This is a genomic window from Sphaerisporangium corydalis (genome assembly GCF_025506355.1).
Lineage (GTDB): Bacteria > Actinomycetota > Actinomycetes > Streptosporangiales > Streptosporangiaceae > Sphaerisporangium > Sphaerisporangium corydalis.
Genome location: NZ_JANZYP010000042.1, coordinates 69,386 through 87,163 on the forward strand (window position 1 = coordinate 69,386; position 17,778 = coordinate 87,163).

Here is a 17,778-nt window from a genome sequence, read left to right on the forward strand (position 1 = left end):
CGGCATGCGACGCCTGGCCTCCTGGCTGCTGGACTCTGGTCCCGTCATCGTCTTGGCGCTGATCGCCGGTGCCGGCTCCTTCTCCCACGTACGACAGACCGCTGTAGAGCACGGGCAGACAGGCGCGATGGCCTGGGCGGTGGCCGTGTGCGTCGACCTGACCTGCGTCATGGCCGCCCGCGAACGGCAACGCGACAAGAAGACCGGCCGCCACCGGGCCGGCCCGCTGTCCTGGCCCACCTGCGTCCTGGTCGCCGGAATCGTCCTGTCCCTGGCCGCCAACCTCCACCAGGCCGAACCCTCGGTCTGGGGCTGGCTCACCGCCGCAACCCCCGCAGCGGCATTCCTCGTCGCCGTCTCGATGCTCGAACGACGCGCGACCGGCCCCCACCCCGAACCCTCCCCAACTCCAACCGTCGCTGCGCAGACCACCTCGGTACCAGTGCTCCCGCCGGCCGCCGATAGCGGCCAGGGCGACAGCGCCCAACCCTCTCCCGCGCTCCTGGACTACGCCCGGCGCGTGGTTACCGAGCACAACGCCAAACACGGCAAGCCCATCACCCTCGACCTGCTGCGCGCCCGGCTCGGCGTGTCCACCCAACTCGCCACCGACCTCCTGCACCACCTGCGCACCGCACCGGAAACCTCATGAAGGGAGCACCACCCATGTCCCTCGACCCCGACCACCGCACGGCCTTCATCACCGGACTCCGACACCTGGCCACCTTCCTGGAGACCAACCCCGACGTCCCCGTACCCCGGTTCTCCACCACCATCGGCTACTTCCCCGAGCGCAGCGCCGATGCGGAGATGTGCGCCGAGATCGACCGGATCGCCGCATTGTGCGGCACGAAGATCGACTCCGGCGCCCTGGCTCACGACCACTACTCGACCGCCCTGCACTTCGGACCGGTCCGCTACGAGGCGTTCGCCATCCTCGCCGACGCCCGCGCCAGGCACGACGCCTTCAGCAGCTACCACGGCTGCGTCACCCCAGACCACACGGCCGTCCCCACCACCTGACCAAGGGACCACCACCATGGGCGCCCACCTCCACCCACAGCACACGCCAGCCCAGCAGACCCCACAACAGGCGATGACCGAACCGCTTCCGGTGGTCCACTACCGCTGCGCGACCTGCGGCGGAACCGGCGTCGACAGCATGGCCGACACCTGCCGCGACTGCGACGGCTTCGGAATCGACAACCACGGCGCATAGCCGTAAGCGCCCCCCGCGTGGCCACACAACCGCCAAGTTCCGCGCCACGCCGGGGGCCATCCCTCACAGATCACTCTGCACAGGACGGAACCCATCTTGCCCAACCCGACCGATCCACGTGTGGTTGCCGGGATGATCGCCCGGCTCCATGACCCCGACTACTCCCGATGGGCCGCACAGATCCGCGCAACCGGCGGATGCCGACAGCCCATCCACCTGCGCGGCCACGTCCTGCACCTCGACCAGGCGACCGGCACCCTGCTGCACCGCTACTCAACCACCACCGAACCCGGCGGCGTGCTCCGCGTCCCGTGCAAGACCCGGCGCGCCTCCCGCTGCCCCTCCTGCGCCGAGACCTACCGGGCCGATACCTACCACCTGATCCGCGCCGGCTTGGCCGGCGGCAAAGGCGTGCCCACCACCGTCAGCACGCACCCGTGCCTGTTCGTCACCCTCACCGCACCATCATTCGGCACCGTCCACACCCGGCGGGAGAAGAACGGCAAAGTGCTGCCCTGCCACCCCCGGCGCGACGCACCCACCTGCCCGCACGGTCGGGTGATGTCCTGCACCGCGCGGCACGGCGCCGACGAGGAACGCCTGGGCGAACCGCTGTGTCCCGACTGCTACAGCTACACCGGGTCGGCCTTCTTTAACGCCCTGGCCCCGGAACTGTGGCGCCGCTTCACCCTCGCGTTGCGCCGTCACGTCGCCAAGATCACCGGCCACAGCGTCAAGGGGCTGCGCGAAGAACTGAGCATCTCCTTCGCCAAAGTCGCCGAATACCAACGCCGCGGGGTCGTCCACTTCCACGCCGTGATCCGCCTCGACGGACCCGACGGCCCCACCTCCCCGCCACCCGACTGGGCAACCACCGACGTCCTGGCCCAAGCCGTCCACCACGCACACCACGCCGTCACCGTGAAGGCCCCCGCCGTCGACGGCAACCCGTCCGCCGTCCTGCGCTGGGGCGGACAACTCGACGTCCGGCCCATCACCCTGGACGGCGACCTCACCGACCAGGCCGTCGCCGGCTACATCGCCAAGTACGCCACCAAAGCCGCCGAATGCGTCGGCACCCTCGACCGGCGCATCAACCCCACCGAAGACCTCACCACCCTGCCCATCCGCGACCACGCCCGTCGCTTCATCACCGAATGCCTCCGCCTCGGCACCCTCGAGGGCCTGGCAGACCTCCGGCTCGCCGAATGGGCGCACATGCTCGGCTTCCGCGGCCACTTTTCCACCAAATCCCGCCAGTACTCCACCACCCTCGGCCAACTCCGCGCCGAACGTGTCGACCATCGCCGCGACGATGCGATCACCACCGGACGCCTACCCCTCTTCGACGAAGACGCGGTTCTCGTGATCGCCCACTGGGCCTACGTCGGTAAGGGCCTGTCCGCCGGTGACGCCGTCCTAGCCGCTGCCCTCGTCAGATCGCCTACGTCCGACCATTCGCCCCATCTGGAGGCCTCGCATGGATGACCTCGTGCTCACCCTCGACGAGGCCGCTCTACGGCTCCGCATCAGTCGGTGGACCCTCTACACCCTGATCCACTCCAACCAGCTCAAGACCATCAAGATCGGACGCCGTCGCCTCGTCCCTGTCGACTCGCTGGCCGAATGCATCGACTCCCTCAAGGCGGTGGCGTGATGTCAAAGAGCGCAATCAGCAACCCCGAGGAAGAGCTTAAGAACACGAAGACCCGCACCTCCCGGAAACGGTCCAACGGTGAGGGAACAATTGTCCAGCGTAAGGACGGTCGATACGAGGCTAAGGTCTTCCTCCCCACCACAGCGGGCACGGTCAAGCGGATCAGCGTGTACGGAAGGACCCGCGAGGAATGCCACACCAAGTTCATTAAACTCAAGGCACAGGGTGACCGGGGCATCCCCGTGGCGGCGGAGAGTTGGACAGTCGGCGATTACCTGACGTACTGGCTGGAGCACGTCGTTCGAGCCGAACGGCGTCCCAAGACGGTGCAAGGGTATGAGGGTGTGATTCGGCGCTACCTCGTCCCCGCTCTTGGCAGGAAGCGGCTCGACAAGCTTAACGCGGCCGAAGTCCGCCAGTTCGTCACGTCGCTGCGGAACGGTTGCCAGTGCTGCCAGCGCGGATGGGACAAGGCTCGTAAGCCATCCGAGTGCTGCGCCAAGAAGGGCGGCGCCTGCTGTGAGCACAAGATCCAGGCTCGCATGGTGCAATCGATTCACGCGGTTCTCCGGAACGCCTTGGAGAACGCTGTCCGTGAAGAGGTCATCCATCGGAACGTCGCGAAGCTCGTCAAGATCTCGCCCCCGAAGTACAAGGTCAACCGGGGGCTCACGGTCGCTCAAGCTAAAGCGATTCTTAACGCGGCGCAGGCTCATCGCCTTGGTGCGCTGTACGTGCTTGCGGTCTGCCTTGGCCTGCGGCGAGGGGAGCTCCTCGGGCTCCGCTGGAAGGACATCGACCTAGAAGCCGGCAGTTTGGAAGTGATCCAGGCTCTCCAGCGAGTCGCCGGTCAACTCCGGTTCGTGAAGCCCAAGTCGGAAGACTCCGAGCGCACAATCCCTCTGCCGCCGCTCTGCCTCGACGTACTCAGGGAGCACCATAAGAGGCAGATCGCGGAGCGCTCGGACCGCTGGCCAGACTGGGAAGATCACGGGCTGGTCTTCCCTTCGCGCCGTGGTACGCCTATGGAGCCGGACAACCTGCGACGGAGCTGGGCAGAGATTCGCGCCACGGCCGGCCTCGGAGCCGTACGGCTTCACGACCTCCGGCACACCTGCGTCAGCTTGCTCCTCGACCTCGGAGTACCCCCGCACACCGTCAAGGAGATCGTCGGGCACTCTGACATCGAGGTGACCATGACCATCTACGCCCACTCGTCGCTCAGCGATAAGCGCGCGGCCCTCGGCAAGCTTGGAGACGTCCTGGCCTGATCTTTTCATGTCCTATGAGGGCCCGGTGACTTAACCGGGCCTTCATTCTTGGCTAAGGCCATGGTGGGAGTTGTCCACGGTCCGGCTCTCGCCGATGAAGCTCACGCATATTCGACACTCTGCTGAAAGCCTCCTCCAGAGCCTGCTGGGGGTGATAGATGCGGAAGCCGAACTCGGCAGCAATCAAGTGCTCAGAGCGCAAGATGCCCGTGTCCTTTGTTACGAAGCCGTCGCCCCCGTAGCGGATGGCAGTCGAGACATGCATGGCGTCCCGAATGTGGTTTTCACGAACCTTCTCCCAAGATGCCCCTGGACGCATGATCGAGAAGATCTTTTGAAGTCGCCGAGTGTCCTCTTCGTCACCAAGTACTGACGTATCCGTTCGAGAGTGATCAAGTACTAGAGGACCATAAGACTCTGGATACTGAGCACTCTCCTCAGTGAGTTTCGCCCGAATCTCCCTCCTCGCCTTGGCAAGCTCCGTATCCACGGTGTCTGTGCGCTGGAGGTTGATCCAACCCTCGGTGCGGAGACGCACTAGAGTCACCACCGGCTCATCGCGATCACCGATGATGTTGGTGTCGATGAAGAAGGTGAGGTGGGTCCGGTTCAGATAGGGAGTGACGTCCATAGCCACACCTCCGATCTTGAAGGTTGTCGTCAGCGTTGTCGTCAAGCACAACAAAAAACGCCCCGGCCGTGATCGGCTCGGGGCGTTTGTGCTGTTCAGCTGATGTGGTCAGGGGCGGGGTCGAACCGCCGACCTTCCGCTTTTCAGGCGGACGCTCGTACCGACTGAGCTACCTGACCCGGTGGTGATACGACACCTACCACAGCGGTCCTGACGGGACTTGAACCCGCGACCTCCACCTTGACAGGGTGGCGAGCACTCCAAACTGCTCTACAGGACCTTGCTTGTCGTCGAGGGCTTGTGGCCCTCGACCGTTTGCGCTCGCTTAGCCTACCAGCTCTTCGGAGATCTTCGACCTCCGGTCTCACTGGTGAGCGTCGGCTCACGCGTGCCCCCAACGGGATTCGAACCCGTGCCGCCGCCTTGAAAGGGCGGTGTCCTAGGCCGCTAGACGATGGGGGCTCAGGACTCTCGTCCTGGATCCGTGACGCCTTCCGTCGGAGACCCCTGAAGCATAGGGGACTCAGGCCCCCGATGCCAAAGCGGTTTAGCGATTGAACGGCGTCTCGGAGCTGGACTCCTCTCCCGTTGGCGACGGGGCCGGAACCTGCTCCGGAGAAATTGTACGACCCGGCTCAGGCTCTATGTGACGCTGGATCTGTACCCACTGCTCACCGAGCCCTCCCAGCGTGACGTCGTCCCAGGCCTGGAGCCGGTGGGAGGTCCTGTCGAAGTAGAGCACGGAGGCCTGGATCGGCGTGGGTTCGTCGTGTTCGAGGCCGCGCAGTCCGGCCCCGCCGGTGGAACCCTGGATCATCAGCCGGGTGCCCGACTGGAGCAGGGTCGTCGAGCGCTCGTGGACGTGGCCGGCGAGGACGAGGGGTACGGCGCCGTCGAACGCCCGTCCGACCGTCGGGTCGTGTACCGCGACGACGTCCACGGGGATCTTCTTGGCGAGGGGCCCGGCCGCGGGGGCCGTGGATCTGGTCAGCTTCGAGGTCGGCGAATCGGACGGAGGGACTGCGGACGGAGAAGCTTGGGCCTTGGATGAGGGCTTTGAGTGGGTGGAGGAGGACTTGGAGGAGTTCTTGGCCTTGGACGGCTTTCCGTCGTCCGGTGTCAGGCGGGCGGCGTGCGCCTTTCCGAGGTCCTCCAGCATCTTGGCGTCGGACTTGACGTCGACGGTCTTGTCGGGCGTGAACCTCGGGTCGCCTATCCCGTAGATCCGCAGGCCCTCGACGGTCTTCGCGTTGCCGTCCAGCACGATGGCGTTCTTCTGGCGGGCGACCGCGCGCTCGGTGGCGATGGAGTCGTGGTTTCCCCGGACGTACACGTACGGGAGCCCCAGCTTGCCGATCTCCTCGACGAACTTGTTCTCGGCCACGGTCCCGTGGTCGGCGATGTCCCCTGTGTCCAGGACCATGTTGATCTGGAACTGGTCCTTGAGCGAGCGGATCATGTTCCAGGCGACCAGGTTGAGATGGATGTCCGACACGTGCAGTACGCGCAGGGTGTTCGGATCGGGGGAGTACACCGGCAGGGTCGTGCCCGCGTGGTAGAGCTGGGAGACGTTGGTGACCAGCTTGGCGAGCTGGCCCCGGTACTCCGAGAAGCGCGAGACGATCGATTCCGCGCTGCCGATCAGGGACGGTACGCCGGTCAGCAGGCCGGTGTACCGGGGCTCGGCGATGGAACGTGGGTTGAAGGTCATCACCGACATGAGCGCCACCAGCGCGACCGCTACAAAGCTCCCCAGACCCGCCCAGAGCGCCCGTCTCCATCGCCGGAAGACGATCAGGCCGACCACCGAACCGCCGGCCACCGCCCACAGGACGGCCCTGATGACGAGATCGCGTACTCCCGCCTGGAGGTCGGCCTCGATCACGTCCGGCAGCGTCTCGGCCCACCTGGGGCTCTCCAGGAGCTGCTGCGCGATGTCCGCGTGGATCCCGTCGAGGCTGAGGCTGAGCTGTATGGGCCCGTGGTGGGAGTCGAACCGGAGCGTGCCGAGAGGGCGGATGTCGACGACGGTCTGGCCGCCCCAGGACGGTTGAAGGCTCATCCCGATCTGGGCGGGTCCTACGGCGGTGCTCACATGGGCACCTATGGCCATACCGAGCCAGGCCCCGGCTAAGGAGACGACGGCGATCAAGAAAATGTTCAGGGTGTGGCGTACGGAGCGTCGCCCGTTCAGCCGCTGAGCGGCTGCCCTCCAGCTTGTGAAAGTCATCGTCGTCTTGCCTACCCGAAATCCCGTCCCGACTCATAGCAGCCACGAGTCAGCATTGGTGCTGGACACGGTCAAGAACGGCCCGCCGTGGTTTCCGGGGGCTCCAGCGGCGGGCGCTATCGCACCGTCCCTGCGGCGATGACACGATTGGGAGGTGATCGAGGTTTCGCGGGAGAAGTTCGAGGAGCTCGTGGCCGAGGCGCTGGACACGATCCCGCCCGAGCTCGTCCAGGTGATGGAGAACGTGGTGATGGTCGTCGTGGACGATCCCCCCGAACCGAGGCTTCTCGGGCTCTATACCGGCATACCACTGACCGAACGGGGTGAGTGGTACTCGGGCGTGCTCCCGGACCGGATCGAGATCTACCGCAACTCGATCTGCGGGGTCTGCGAGTCGGAGGACGAGGTCATTGAAGAGGTGCAGATCACCGTGGTCCACGAAATAGCTCATCATTTCGGGATCAATGATGACCGACTCCACGAACTCGGCTGGTAGTCCCCGACCAGCGCGCGACCTGGGCATATGCACGGAGGCCGGCCGGCCGCCGTACGGGAAGCCCCTGACAGACCACCCGAAACCGACCGCTTGTAGAGACCTGTGCGGCCATCAGAGTTGTGCAACCGCGAGCGGACCGGGCACCGTAGGTGACATACTGAACACGGTCTGTCAGGAACAGCTCAGCGAGCCCAGCGGAGACATATGGCGGCCACAAGGCCAGGTCGGCTGCCTGGGCGGCACCGCCGCTCGGCCGAACGCCAAGCGACGTACAGCGAGGTCTTCGCCATCGGCGAGTTCCGCGCGCTGTGGGTCGGCCAATGCCTTTCCCTGCTCGGCGACCAGCTCGCCCAGGTGGCGCTCGCCCTGCTCGTCTTCGAAAGGACCCGCTCCCCTTTCGCCACCGCGGCGGTCTACGCACTGACCTACCTGCCGCCGATCCTCGGCGGCCCGCTGCTCGCCGGCCTGGCCGACCGGTACGCGCGCCGCCAGGTCATGATCGTGTGCGATGTCGTGCGGGCGCTCCTCGTGGGGCTGATGGCCGTGCCCAGCATGCCGTTCCCCGTGCTGTGCGCCCTGGTCTTCTGCGTGGTGCTGCTCAGCTCGCCGTTCACCGCCGCCCGCGCGGCGCTGCTGCCCGAGATCCTGGAGGGCGACCGGTACGTGGCGGGCTCCGCCCTGCAGAACATGACCAACCAGGCCGTTCAGATGCTGGGCTTCGCGGCGGGAGCCGGGGTGATCGCCACCATCGGGGCCCATCACGGGCTCGCCCTGGACGCGGTGACCTTCCTCGCGTCGGCGCTGATCCTCACGATCGGCGTACTCCGCCGCCCCGCGCCGTACCCGGAGAACGGCATCCACGCGTCCATCTGGTCCATGACCAAGTCGGGGGCCCGGCTCGTCTTCGGCGACAAGCGGCTGCGCACGCTCGTCATGTTCGCCTGGCTCTGCGGCTTCTACGTGCTTCCCGAGGGCATCGCCGTGCCGTACGCCGCGACGCTGAGCGACGATCCGCGGACGATCACGCTGATCACGGGCCTTCTCATGGCCGCCATGCCGACCGGGACGGTGCTCGGGGCCTTCGCCTTCAGCCGTTTCGTGACGCCGTCCGGGCGACTGCGGACGATGGGCTGGATGGCGATGCTGAGCTGCGCCCCGCTCATGGGGTGCGTCCTGCGGCCACCGCTCGCCATCGTGCTGGCCTTGTGGATCCTCGCCGGGATGGGCGGGGCCTACCAGCTCGCGGCCAATGCCGCGTTCGTGCAATGTGTTCCGGCCAGCCGCCGGGGGCAGGCCTTCGGGCTCGTACAGTCAGGGTTGCTCGCCGTCCAGGGCATCGGGATCCTCGTCGGCGGTGCCGCCGCGCAAGCCCTCGGTCCAGAGCCGGTGGTCGCCCTCGCCGGAGCGGCGGGGCTGTCCGTGGCCGTGATGCTGGCCATGCTCTGGACCGGGTCTCGCACCGAGATCATCACCAGGGTCCGCACCCCGGTGGCCTAGACGTTCGTGGGAGGCTCGTCCACCGGCGACTGCGGCCGGCTCGTCGGCGACTGAGGGGCGGGCTGGGGAGCGTCGACCGGGGACTGGTCGCTACGGGCGGGCCGGGCCGCGTACGGGGACTGGTCGCTGCTCGAAGGCCGGTCGGCGTACGGGGACTGGTCACTGCTCGCGGGCCGGTCGGCGTAGGGGGACTGACCCTGGTACGACGACTGGTCACCGAAATACGAGTTCTTGTGCGACGGCTGCTCGTCGTACGGCGCGTGGCCGTCCCGCTGGGACTGCGGCTGCCAGTAGGACGAGAACTGCTGCCAGGTCGTCCCCGAGCCGTCCTTCTGCTTGGTGATCAGATCCTGGACGATCGAGGTCCGCTTGCCCTCGTCGGGGATGAGCAGCCACGCGACGGCGTAGATGCCGATGCCGAGACCACCGAAGAGGGTGGCGACGGCGAGCCCGAGGCGGATGATGTTGGCGTCGATGCCGACGAACTCCCCGGCACCGGAGCACACACCGGCGACGATCCTGCCCTCACGGGTGCGGCGGAGCTCTTTGCTGGTCGGCTGGCCCTGAATGTTCATCTCGTTCATGTCCTCAAGACTGCCCTGAGGGACCTCGTTCGCACATCGGGATTCCCCCTGGCGCGACCCTGGTGGTGCCCTGAACCCTGATAATGTTCATGGACCCATCGGGGCCTCACCCTGACAGGGAACCGCGCCGCCCTGATGCTCGCCAGCGCCCGACCCGATCCCGCCTCCGGCGGACGAGAGGAAAGACGGTCGCGCGAGGGGCGGTACGCTCAGTACCCTGCAAACTAGCCGGGCCGCTAGCTCAATGGCAGAGCTGCGGACTTTTAATCCGTAGGTTCAGGGTTCGAGTCCCTGGCGGCCCACCAGCGAAAACACCCCCGGCACGATGATCGTCCGAGGGTGTTTGCTAGTGCAGGTGAGCGCCTCCCGGGCAGGGTCGACAGATCCCGTGGAGGACCCGCGGCCAGTCAGGCGTTGGGTCAGACCCACCGGGATGTGCTCACCTACATCCTCACTGTCAGTCGTCCAGCAGGGCGGGGATCTCGGGGTTGGTCACCTCCCCGCGGTATTCGGGAGCGGTGAGCCTGCTCCATGGGCCTCTGCGGGATGGCGCGGGCCGAGACCAGCGCGGCGGGGTCGAGATCGCCGAGGATCGCGGTCGGGATCGTTGACGTCTGGTTATGACGGGCGGACACCGGCAGGGGATACCCGGCAGAAAATGGGAGCACTGCCGGCTCTGGCGCCGGGAACACCGCGAATGACGCCCCTACCGCCAATTCTGCACTGATTCTCCCCGGAGGCCATCACGCCTCAGAGCATGCCAGCCACCCGAACACAGCCCATGGCGGTCGTCCGAAGCGAGATCTCAGGCGCGGCGACGCGATCCCGGCCCTACTTCTGAAGCTGTTCCAGCACTACCATGAGCGCGCCCACCCGGCGGCCCGCCCGGTCGCCCAGGCGAAGCATGCCGATCTGCCAGATCGCATCCCTGGCCGCGGCCAGGGCGTCCTCACCGACCGCGGCCTCGAGGACGCTCAACGCCTGGTACCGCGCGCGCCAGCGTTCCACGGTCTCAACGGGACCATCGGCCGGCGGGCTCTGGGCCAGCAGTTCCTGGCTGAGGAGACGTACTTCGGCGCGGAGCTCGGCGAGATCGGCCGGGCTCGGCGCCCCCGCCAGAGCGGCCAGAACACGGTCGGCCACCGGCACGTGCATGCCGCTCAGCTCGCACGCGGTTTCCGCCACCAGCGCGGCGATCTCACGCGCGCTGCCGGGGCCGGGGGCGGCGATGAGGTCGGCCACGCGTGGGTCGTCGGCGAGATAAGCGAGATGGTCGCGCTCGTCCTGGCCGGACAGGACCGCTCCGGCCGGTTCCGCGTACGCGTCCAGAACGGCGCTCTGGTGCTCCGCGGTCAGCCACTTAGCGTCCAGACGCTCGCCGGCGAGCATCTCGCCCAAGGTCAGGGCCGCGCTGCGGAGATCGTCCTGTTCCGCCAGCTCGGGCCAGGTCGACAGCGCGTCGGGCAGGTCTTCGAGGTCCTCCAGCTCTTCGGGGTCGAACAGATCCGCCGTGACGAGGACGCAGCCGTGCTCGGCATAGGCGAGTTGCCCGTCCCCGTTGACGTTCCAGAACACGCTGAGCGCCCGTCCTTGCCGCGCCAACCGGGCCAGAACCTCTGGACGCGTCCCTTGAAAGCCATTGGGCTCGACTAGGACGGTCCAGGACCCCAGGCTTCCGGCCATCGCCGCGCCGGCCCGAGCGGGAAGCGCGTCGTAGGCCGCCTGTACGGTCTGCGCGAAAGTGCGCCTGCCCGAGCCGTCCTCCTGCCCTCCCGCCGCGACGAGCGCCTCGGTGGCCGGCATGGACTCGATCCACGTGACGCACAACGGCACGTCTAGGTTCTCCTCCAGCAGCTTGCGATAGTGCGTCAGCGCATCGGAGTTCAAAGTCGTCTCCTGGCAAAGAGAAAGGGCCCGGCCCACCGGAAAGCCGGAGGCCGGGCCACACCTTATGCGAAGTACGGGCGGCTAGGAAGCCTCGGCGTCAGGAACAATCTGCTCGTCGGCCAGGGTATCTGTGCCCGGCGGCGGCGGATAGTAGCCGATTGATCCAGGTTCCTGGCTGTCCGAGATCCGTACTGTGAACTTCTGTTTCTCCAGAACACGGTTACGCTCGAACCACCAGCCCATCCAGGATCCCGCGGTGGAGTTGTCGGTCGCCAAAATCGGGCGAGCCGAATAGTTGGTGCCCGCCAGGGACGCTCCTTGGTGAGTGGCGGCGAAGGGGAACTCATCGCACGATCGTATGATCGTGTTCCCCTGGGGGTCCTTGAGGTTCCGGGTGTATCGCTTGCCGGGCGGGCGCGGGCGCGGATCGCTGAAGGAAGTGTCGCACTGTTTGATGGCCACCTTTCTGTTCTGCCCGCCCAGTCCCTTCTTGCTGGTGTCGGTGTTCCGCTGCAAGGGTGTGCTCCAGGAAAATCCTGGGATCTTCTTGCCGGGGTCGAAGGGCACGGTGCTCGCGGGCTTGTTCCAGGCGTCCCAGATGTGCTGCGCCGACTGTTCGACCGGGTTGGTCATGAGCTGATTCCCGGGCCCCTTCACCTGGGCCGCTTTGCTCAGCTCGAAGACGGGGCGGCCGTCCTTGAAGACCACGCAACCACCCTTCGCCGTCTTGATGGCAGGCGAGCTGTCGCAGCGGAAGACCGGGTTCTCCTGCATCAGGTATGCGTACGGGTCCGACGCCTGCTCGATCATGTGAACCTGCGGCTGCAACTTGCAACGAGCGCTGCGATCCGGCGCCGCGAAGTCCGCGGGATCCGAGGTAAAGGTGAAATTGCCGCCTTCCTGCTCCCATGCCTCGGGGGTCTTGTATATGAACTTATTCAATCCGATCGGTGACACGGAACACTTGTTCGTCGGATTGAACGCGAGCCCGAGGCTGAAGGGGAACGTCTCCGCCCCGGCTTCGACCGTCGGGAGCAGGGCCGGGATGTTCGTCTTCCCGCTTCTATCGAGTTTGTCCAGGTGGAAGTACACCTTGAACTGCCGGCTGTCGTACTGGTTCGCCAGCCGGGCCGCGGTGCTCTTGGCCTCTCCCGTGAAGGAATGAGCGGTAAGCGTTACGCGAGCGTCGTATCTGACGGAGCCTATGCGCCTCCTGTTCACGTAGAAACTGACTTGCGAGCCGATCTCACCCCACATGCACCAGTTGAAGGAATTCTTCACCGTGTAGGCCTTCGGGCCCGTCAGCGCGCGGCATTGCGCGTCGTTCTCGATGCGGTCATAGGTGAAGGTCGGCTCGGCCGCCACCGCCTTCACGGAGGCCAGCGGTGCCGCGCGAGACGTGTCCACCGTGACCGCCTGCCAACCGGACCATGCCCCCGTCACGCCGCCGCTGAGGGCACGGGCCCGCCAGCGCACGTCCCAGCCGTCGCTGATCTTCCCGGCCGGCATGCGGACGATGCCCATAAATCCGGGGCCGGACTTCGCGATCCCCGACCAGATGAGCCCCTTGCCCTGTGCCGGAACCTTCGGGCCGTGCTCGACCTGCACCTCCACGACGGCGTGCCGCTTCCCGGGGTCGGCTACCTTGATCATGAATTCCGGTGTGGTGGTCACGAGCTTCGCGACGCCGTCGCCGGCCTTCCGCGTACGCGTCCACGCCCTGCTCACGGACGGACCGCCCGCTGTGGTGGCGGACGCCCGAGTCTTCTTCGGCGCCATCGTCAGGAGCGGCCCTACGCCGAACCACCACTCGTAGGGTGCGGCCATGGCGTTGCCCGCATCGTCCGTGACCCCACTGACGGTGGACCAGTACCAGGAGTCGAGGGGCCACCGCGGCGTGAACGTCAGCACCCTTCGGTCGGGGCTCATGGTCGTGTCCCCGGGTAGGCCCTCCTCCATGAAGATGTCTTCGAGTGCCAAGGAGGCCGCTGCCACCGGCTCGCTGAAGGTCACCTTGATGTGCGCGTCGGGCGCCACGTCGTCCGCCCCGTCAGCCGGTTCCACGGCGACGACGGTGGGCGGGACGGTGTCCGGTCCCGCAGTGGGGCTCGGGCTGGGGCCGGCGCCGCCGTCAATGAAGGTGACCTTCAACACCGGCGGGTGCGGGACCTCCGCTTCGGTCTCCGCTGCGTGGAATCCACGGTCGTACTGGGGGGCGTCCGAGGATTCGTCAACGCCGCGCAGCATGAAACCGTAGTCGTCCTGACCCGATGCCCACGCCTGAACGATGTCCTTCACCTGCCAGGTCCAGGCGACATCGGTCGCCGGGGAGTCGTCGGTGCATCCGCCCGGATCGCGAGCGATCGACTCACCCTCGCCGCTGGTCGCCGGTTGGTCGTCCCACGTGAGGAGGTCGGCGTTCCAGGGCTGCGTGAGCCGCTGTGCCTTGATGCCGGACTGGCTGGTGCCGCAGCCGTATGCGGAGTCGTTCCACAGTTCCAACTCGGCGCCGACGATCGTCTTACCTGCGATGGGTGAGGTGTCGAAGCTCAAGAAGCTTCGCTCGATCGCCTTAAACTGTTCATAGTCGTATGCGCCGGACCAGAGCGTCGGCCCTTGCGGTCCGACTGATCCATGGTCGTCCACCCATGTGTCGGCTTGCACTGGCAGCGAGATCGTCCGCTGCTCGCCTGGCGGGTCGGTGGGCGTCGGCGTGGGGGTGGAGGTCGACAACGTGATGGTGAACGGCCAGTTGTACGGCGCCACCATCGGATGCCCGTCGGCGTCCTGGGCCCCGCTGACCTCCGCGGTGTACTGCATGCCGAGCGCTAGGGGCGCGTCAGGGACGAATGCCGCGCCGTCTCCTGAAGCGTTGGCGCCTGATGTGCCGGGCACCGTCTGACCTGTGCGGTCCTTGAGAGTGATGTGCGCCCCTGTCACGGGCTCACTGAAGCGTGCCTCGACGTGCACGTCAGGTTGGGCGTTCGTTGCGCCGAGGTCCGGCATCGTCCTGATCACAGACGGCTGGTCGGGATCGGGTTGAGGATTGTTGGGGTTGAGTGAGTTCCACTCCTCCTGGCTCACGTCGGCAGGGCGTCCGAAGGTGACGGCCGGATTCTCCACGAACTCCGGCGCCTGTCCCTGCATCGCCTCCGCCTCCGCGTCGGAGACCTCGCCCGCCTCTATCGGCTGGCTCGACCGGTAGGTGGCCGCCCGGATCTGGTCCGCGGTCGCGCTGTCGGGGAAGCCTTCGCCGGCCTTGAACCATCCAACGTCGTCACCGGGCGGATACTCCGGGGCCGGCGTGTATTCGACCATGAGGGTGGGTGGGTGGCGGTAGCCCGGGTAGGGGTCGCCGCTGTATTCGCTAGCGTAGTACTGACGCCAGTTGATTGCCGGGCTCTCGGTGACGGCGCGCAGTACCAGCCCATGGTTGGCGACGCCCTGTTCGATCCAGGCGCGGGCCATGCCGGTGACCCGGTGCACTAGCGCCGCTTCCCCGGCGCACCAGGTGCCGCTAGCGTCAATGTTGTAGCCGGCCTTATTGCCTGAGCCCCCCAAGATGCCGGCGCTGGAAGGCTGGTTGGACCACCTCAAGCCGGTGGGAGTCCAGGCGGAAGTGATGAGAGAGGCGGCGATGCCTGACCCGATCTCGTTGCCGCATAGCTGGCCGTTGGGGCCGCCGGACTTGTAGTTCCAGACATACAGGTCCGCATCAACCACCGTGGCGCCTACGAGCTCCGGTGCCGTGGTGTTGAACTTCAGGTAGGTGCGGGCGATGTCGGCGCTGGTTTGGGTGGTGCCGGCGCGCAGCCATCCGGCCGCAGCGTTATTGCTGCTTGGGCTGTTCTTGCTGACCCAGGCGTCGTCGGGGGTGCCGCCGCCGAACCATTGGGAGGCGGCGGCGATCGTCACCGGGTAGGTGAGCGCCGGGTCGGCCAGGAACGCCGCATCCGGGGTGAACACCAGTTGTGAGATCTTGCCGGAGGTCTCCACCCGGGCGGTGACCGGGGAGCTCTTGCCCTGCTCGGGGGAGGCCTCCACCTTGGCGTCCATCGCGGTCAGCACGACCGGCGCCGCCTTGGCCTCGCCCTTGGCGTCTTTCAGCTGCGGCAGCCCCTCGGGGCCTTTGCCGAACGAGGTGCCCTTGGGCAGGGTGAGCGGCAGCCGTACCGTCACTGGGCCGTCCGGCTTGCGGCGGAAGACCACCTGGGAGACGAACCCGTCGGCCAGGGCCAGCACCACCAGGTCGGCGCCCGGCGCGACGGCGTCGGGGTAGGTGACCGTGCTGCCGGAGATCTTCGGCTCCGGTAGTGCCCGGGTCACCTCCAAGGCGATCTTGCCTTCTTCCTCGGCGGCCGACACCAGGTGCTTGGTGCCACGCCCGCCAAAGGTCAGCGGGGTTTTGACCCGTGCGGCCTGCAGCGTGCCGTCGCGGTTCACGATGCGGGTGTCGACGGGCTCCCAGGCGCCGCTGGCCTTGTTCTTGAGCTGGACGGGCCAGGTGTGCAGCTCGGCGCGCAGGTTCTTACCGTCGGGCTGTGCCCAGACCTTCATGGTCTCGGTGAACCGGGAAGGCACCTCAACGGGTTTGCCGGACGTGGCCGCCTTGTCCCAGGCGGTCTTGAGCTTTGGATCGAGGGTGGCGCTCGGCTGGGTTAGCGATGCGGGGGTCGGGGTGGGGGATGGTGGGGGGGCCTGGGCGGCCGCGGGCACGCTCAGCAGTGAGAGCGGCAGCGCTACAACCCCGATCAGGGCAGCGCGACGGCGCGTCCGGCTGGATAAGCCTGACGCTGTGGGTGATGAGTTCACTCCAGCCTTTCACGTAGATGCGGCTGAATGTCGCAAAACGGAGTGATTATCACATAAAGCGCAATTAAAAGTACAGATCGTTTCTAGTGACGGGGACGGTGTGCTCTGTAAGGGAAACGGCCCGCACTATGAGGTGTTTTTGCCGGGCGGCGCAATCCATGGCCAGAAGGCGCGGCCGCGTGCCACGGTCTCTTTTGTTCGGGACTACCTGTGAATCCAGGCCGTTCAGCATGAACCGCGTATGCCTGCTGAACGGCCTGGATTGAACTGTCTAGTACTCCAGCCGTAGATCGGAATGTGGGCTGGGCTTCAGGTTCTGTGATGCCGCTTCACGGTTGTCCATGGGTAACCATGGTTAGGCGTGTATAAGCGCGAGACGGCCACCGCTGCGATCATTCAGGTGTGTTGGGACTGAAGATCATGCGGTGGCCGCGTTGGCTAGATTAGAACAGCTGGGAGCCTCCCGTCTGCGGTCGGGACTGGATGAGGCGTTTGCGCAGGTGGCAGGCCGGTTCGGTCGGCGAGAGGTGCGGCTTCGCGCCCGGCTGTGCGTCGAAGGGCTGCTCTCGGGCCTGGAGCGCAAGAATGGCTGGTCGTTGGCCGAGTACGCCGGTGAGGCAACGCCCGATGGGATGCAACGGTTGTTCACGACGGCCAAGTGGGATGCCGACGAGGTGCGCGATGATGTCCGCGATTATATGATCGGCCGCCTGGGCGACCCCGATGGCGTTCTGGTGGGTGACGACACCGGCTTTGAGAAAAAGGGCACCTGCTCTGCCGGGGTGCAACGGCAGTACACCGGCACCACTGGGAAGATCACCAACTGTCAGATCGGGGTGTTCCTCGGCTATACCACCGGCCGGGGCCGCGCCCTGGTGGATCGGGAACTGTATGTGCCCCGCGCATCGTGGATCGCCGATCCCGGCCGGTGTGCGCGGGCCAAGATCCCTGACCAGGTGGGGTTCGCCACCAAGCCGCAGTTGCTCCAGGCGATGATCGAACGCGCGATCACCGCGGAGGTGCCGTTCGGCTGGGTAACCGCCGATGAGGCCTACGGTGACAACGGGCCGCTACGCCGCTTCCTGGAAGACCACCGGCTCGCCTACGTGCTGGCCGTCTCCTGCGACCACCACATCACCACCCCGGCGGGCAGGATCCGGGCCGATTCCATGGTCAGGCAGATCCCCCGAACAGGGTGGCAGCGCCTGTCATGCGGGAACGGCGCCAAAGGCGAGCGGGACTACGACTGGGCGCTGGTCGCCACTACCGGCCCGGCACACCACCTGCTGATCCGCCGCTCGATCCGCACACCGTCCCAACTGGCCTTCTACCTGTGCCACACCCCGGCCCCCGCACCCCTGCACCGCCTAGGAGCTGTTTATGGTTCGGATCATGTGGTTGAGGTGAGGAGTTTCAGCCACATGATCGAGCCCCGGAGGTGGAGTCCGGCCTCGTAGCTTTCGGGAGTTTTGTCGTAGCGGGTGGCCAAGCCGC

Annotated in this window: 13 protein-coding genes, 4 tRNA genes and 1 pseudogene; 10 read left to right on the forward strand and 8 right to left on the reverse strand. The window is 66.5% G+C overall.

The window, feature by feature from the left end:
• The first annotated feature begins 4 nt into the window (after positions 1-4).
• The 6 genes from NYZ98_RS25955 to NYZ98_RS25980 all read left to right on the forward strand — a co-directional run bounded on the left by NYZ98_RS25955 (position 5) and on the right by NYZ98_RS25980 (position 4,147).
• Positions 5-652 carry a DUF2637 domain-containing protein gene (locus NYZ98_RS25955; RefSeq protein ID WP_262845882.1) on the forward strand — a complete coding sequence of 216 codons (648 nt, stop codon included), beginning with the start codon at positions 5-7 and terminating at the stop codon, positions 650-652.
• Between the two features lie 14 nt (positions 653-666).
• A complete protein-coding gene (locus NYZ98_RS25960; protein ID WP_262845883.1) occupies positions 667-1,023 on the forward strand; it encodes a hypothetical protein in 357 nt (118 codons plus the stop codon).
• A gap of 73 nt (positions 1,024-1,096) precedes the next feature.
• Positions 1,097-1,219, forward strand: coding sequence for a hypothetical protein (locus NYZ98_RS25965; protein WP_262845884.1), 123 nt, complete (start codon positions 1,097-1,099; stop codon positions 1,217-1,219).
• A 132-nt stretch (positions 1,220-1,351) separates the two neighbouring features.
• Positions 1,352-2,707 (forward strand): replication initiator, encoded by a 1,356-nt coding sequence (locus NYZ98_RS25970; RefSeq protein ID WP_262845885.1) that lies wholly within the window; start codon positions 1,352-1,354, stop codon positions 2,705-2,707.
• Positions 2,700-2,876 carry a helix-turn-helix domain-containing protein gene (locus NYZ98_RS25975; protein WP_262845887.1) on the forward strand — a complete coding sequence of 59 codons (177 nt, stop codon included), beginning with the start codon at positions 2,700-2,702 and terminating at the stop codon, positions 2,874-2,876. The genes NYZ98_RS25970 and NYZ98_RS25975 overlap by 8 nt, the downstream gene beginning before the upstream one ends.
• Positions 2,876-4,147, forward strand: a complete 1,272-nt coding sequence (locus tag NYZ98_RS25980; RefSeq protein ID WP_262845889.1) for a tyrosine-type recombinase/integrase — start codon at positions 2,876-2,878, stop codon at positions 4,145-4,147. Before NYZ98_RS25975 ends, NYZ98_RS25980 begins: the two co-directional genes overlap by 1 nt.
• 52 nt (positions 4,148-4,199) lie before the next feature.
• Here NYZ98_RS25980 and NYZ98_RS25985 read toward each other — a convergent pair whose 3' ends face one another.
• The 5 genes from NYZ98_RS25985 to NYZ98_RS26005 all read right to left on the reverse strand — a co-directional run bounded on the left by NYZ98_RS25985 (position 4,200) and on the right by NYZ98_RS26005 (position 6,873).
• Positions 4,200-4,778, reverse strand: coding sequence for a PIN domain-containing protein (locus tag NYZ98_RS25985; RefSeq protein ID WP_262845892.1), 579 nt, complete (start codon positions 4,776-4,778; stop codon positions 4,200-4,202).
• A gap of 105 nt (positions 4,779-4,883) precedes the next feature.
• Positions 4,884-4,957: transfer RNA gene (locus tag NYZ98_RS25990), tRNA-Phe, on the reverse strand.
• Between the two features lie 26 nt (positions 4,958-4,983).
• A tRNA-Asp gene (locus tag NYZ98_RS25995) sits at positions 4,984-5,058 on the reverse strand.
• Positions 5,059-5,167: 109 nt separating this feature from the next.
• Positions 5,168-5,240, reverse strand: a tRNA-Glu gene (locus NYZ98_RS26000).
• 85 nt (positions 5,241-5,325) lie between these two features.
• Positions 5,326-6,873 carry a metallophosphoesterase family protein gene (locus tag NYZ98_RS26005; RefSeq protein WP_262845893.1) on the reverse strand — a complete coding sequence of 516 codons (1,548 nt, stop codon included), beginning with the start codon at positions 6,871-6,873 and terminating at the stop codon, positions 5,326-5,328.
• 289 nt (positions 6,874-7,162) lie between these two features.
• On the opposite strand from NYZ98_RS26005, the gene NYZ98_RS26010 reads away from it, so the two are divergent.
• Together NYZ98_RS26010 and NYZ98_RS26015 are read left to right on the forward strand one after the other, a co-directional pair.
• The gene (locus NYZ98_RS26010; protein WP_262845895.1) at positions 7,163-7,504 is read left to right on the forward strand and encodes a metallopeptidase family protein; all 342 of its coding nucleotides are present in this window, start codon (positions 7,163-7,165) and stop codon (positions 7,502-7,504) included.
• A 204-nt stretch (positions 7,505-7,708) separates the two neighbouring features.
• Positions 7,709-9,001 carry an MFS transporter gene (locus NYZ98_RS26015; RefSeq protein WP_262845897.1) on the forward strand — a complete coding sequence of 431 codons (1,293 nt, stop codon included), beginning with the start codon at positions 7,709-7,711 and terminating at the stop codon, positions 8,999-9,001.
• Here NYZ98_RS26015 and NYZ98_RS26020 read toward each other — a convergent pair.
• The gene (locus tag NYZ98_RS26020; RefSeq protein ID WP_262845899.1) at positions 8,998-9,585 is read right to left on the reverse strand and encodes a PspC domain-containing protein; all 588 of its coding nucleotides are present in this window, start codon (positions 9,583-9,585) and stop codon (positions 8,998-9,000) included. The genes NYZ98_RS26015 and NYZ98_RS26020 overlap by 4 nt on opposite strands.
• A gap of 230 nt (positions 9,586-9,815) precedes the next feature.
• On the opposite strand from NYZ98_RS26020, the gene NYZ98_RS26025 reads away from it, so the two are divergent.
• A tRNA-Lys gene (locus tag NYZ98_RS26025) sits at positions 9,816-9,890 on the forward strand.
• Positions 9,891-10,416: 526 nt separating this feature from the next.
• Here the strand turns inward: NYZ98_RS26025 and NYZ98_RS26030 are convergent.
• The gene (locus NYZ98_RS26030; RefSeq protein ID WP_262845901.1) at positions 10,417-11,472 is read right to left on the reverse strand and encodes a DUF6461 domain-containing protein; all 1,056 of its coding nucleotides are present in this window, start codon (positions 11,470-11,472) and stop codon (positions 10,417-10,419) included.
• Positions 11,473-11,553: 81 nt separating this feature from the next.
• Entirely contained in the window at positions 11,554-16,188 is a 4,635-nt protein-coding gene (locus NYZ98_RS26035) for a DNRLRE domain-containing protein (protein WP_262845903.1), read from the reverse strand.
• 530 nt (positions 16,189-16,718) lie between these two features.
• Between NYZ98_RS26035 and NYZ98_RS26040 the strand changes: the two are divergent.
• Positions 16,719-17,687, forward strand: a pseudogene (locus NYZ98_RS26040) (IS701 family transposase); the annotation flags it as partial.
• Positions 17,688-17,778 lie beyond the last annotated feature (91 nt).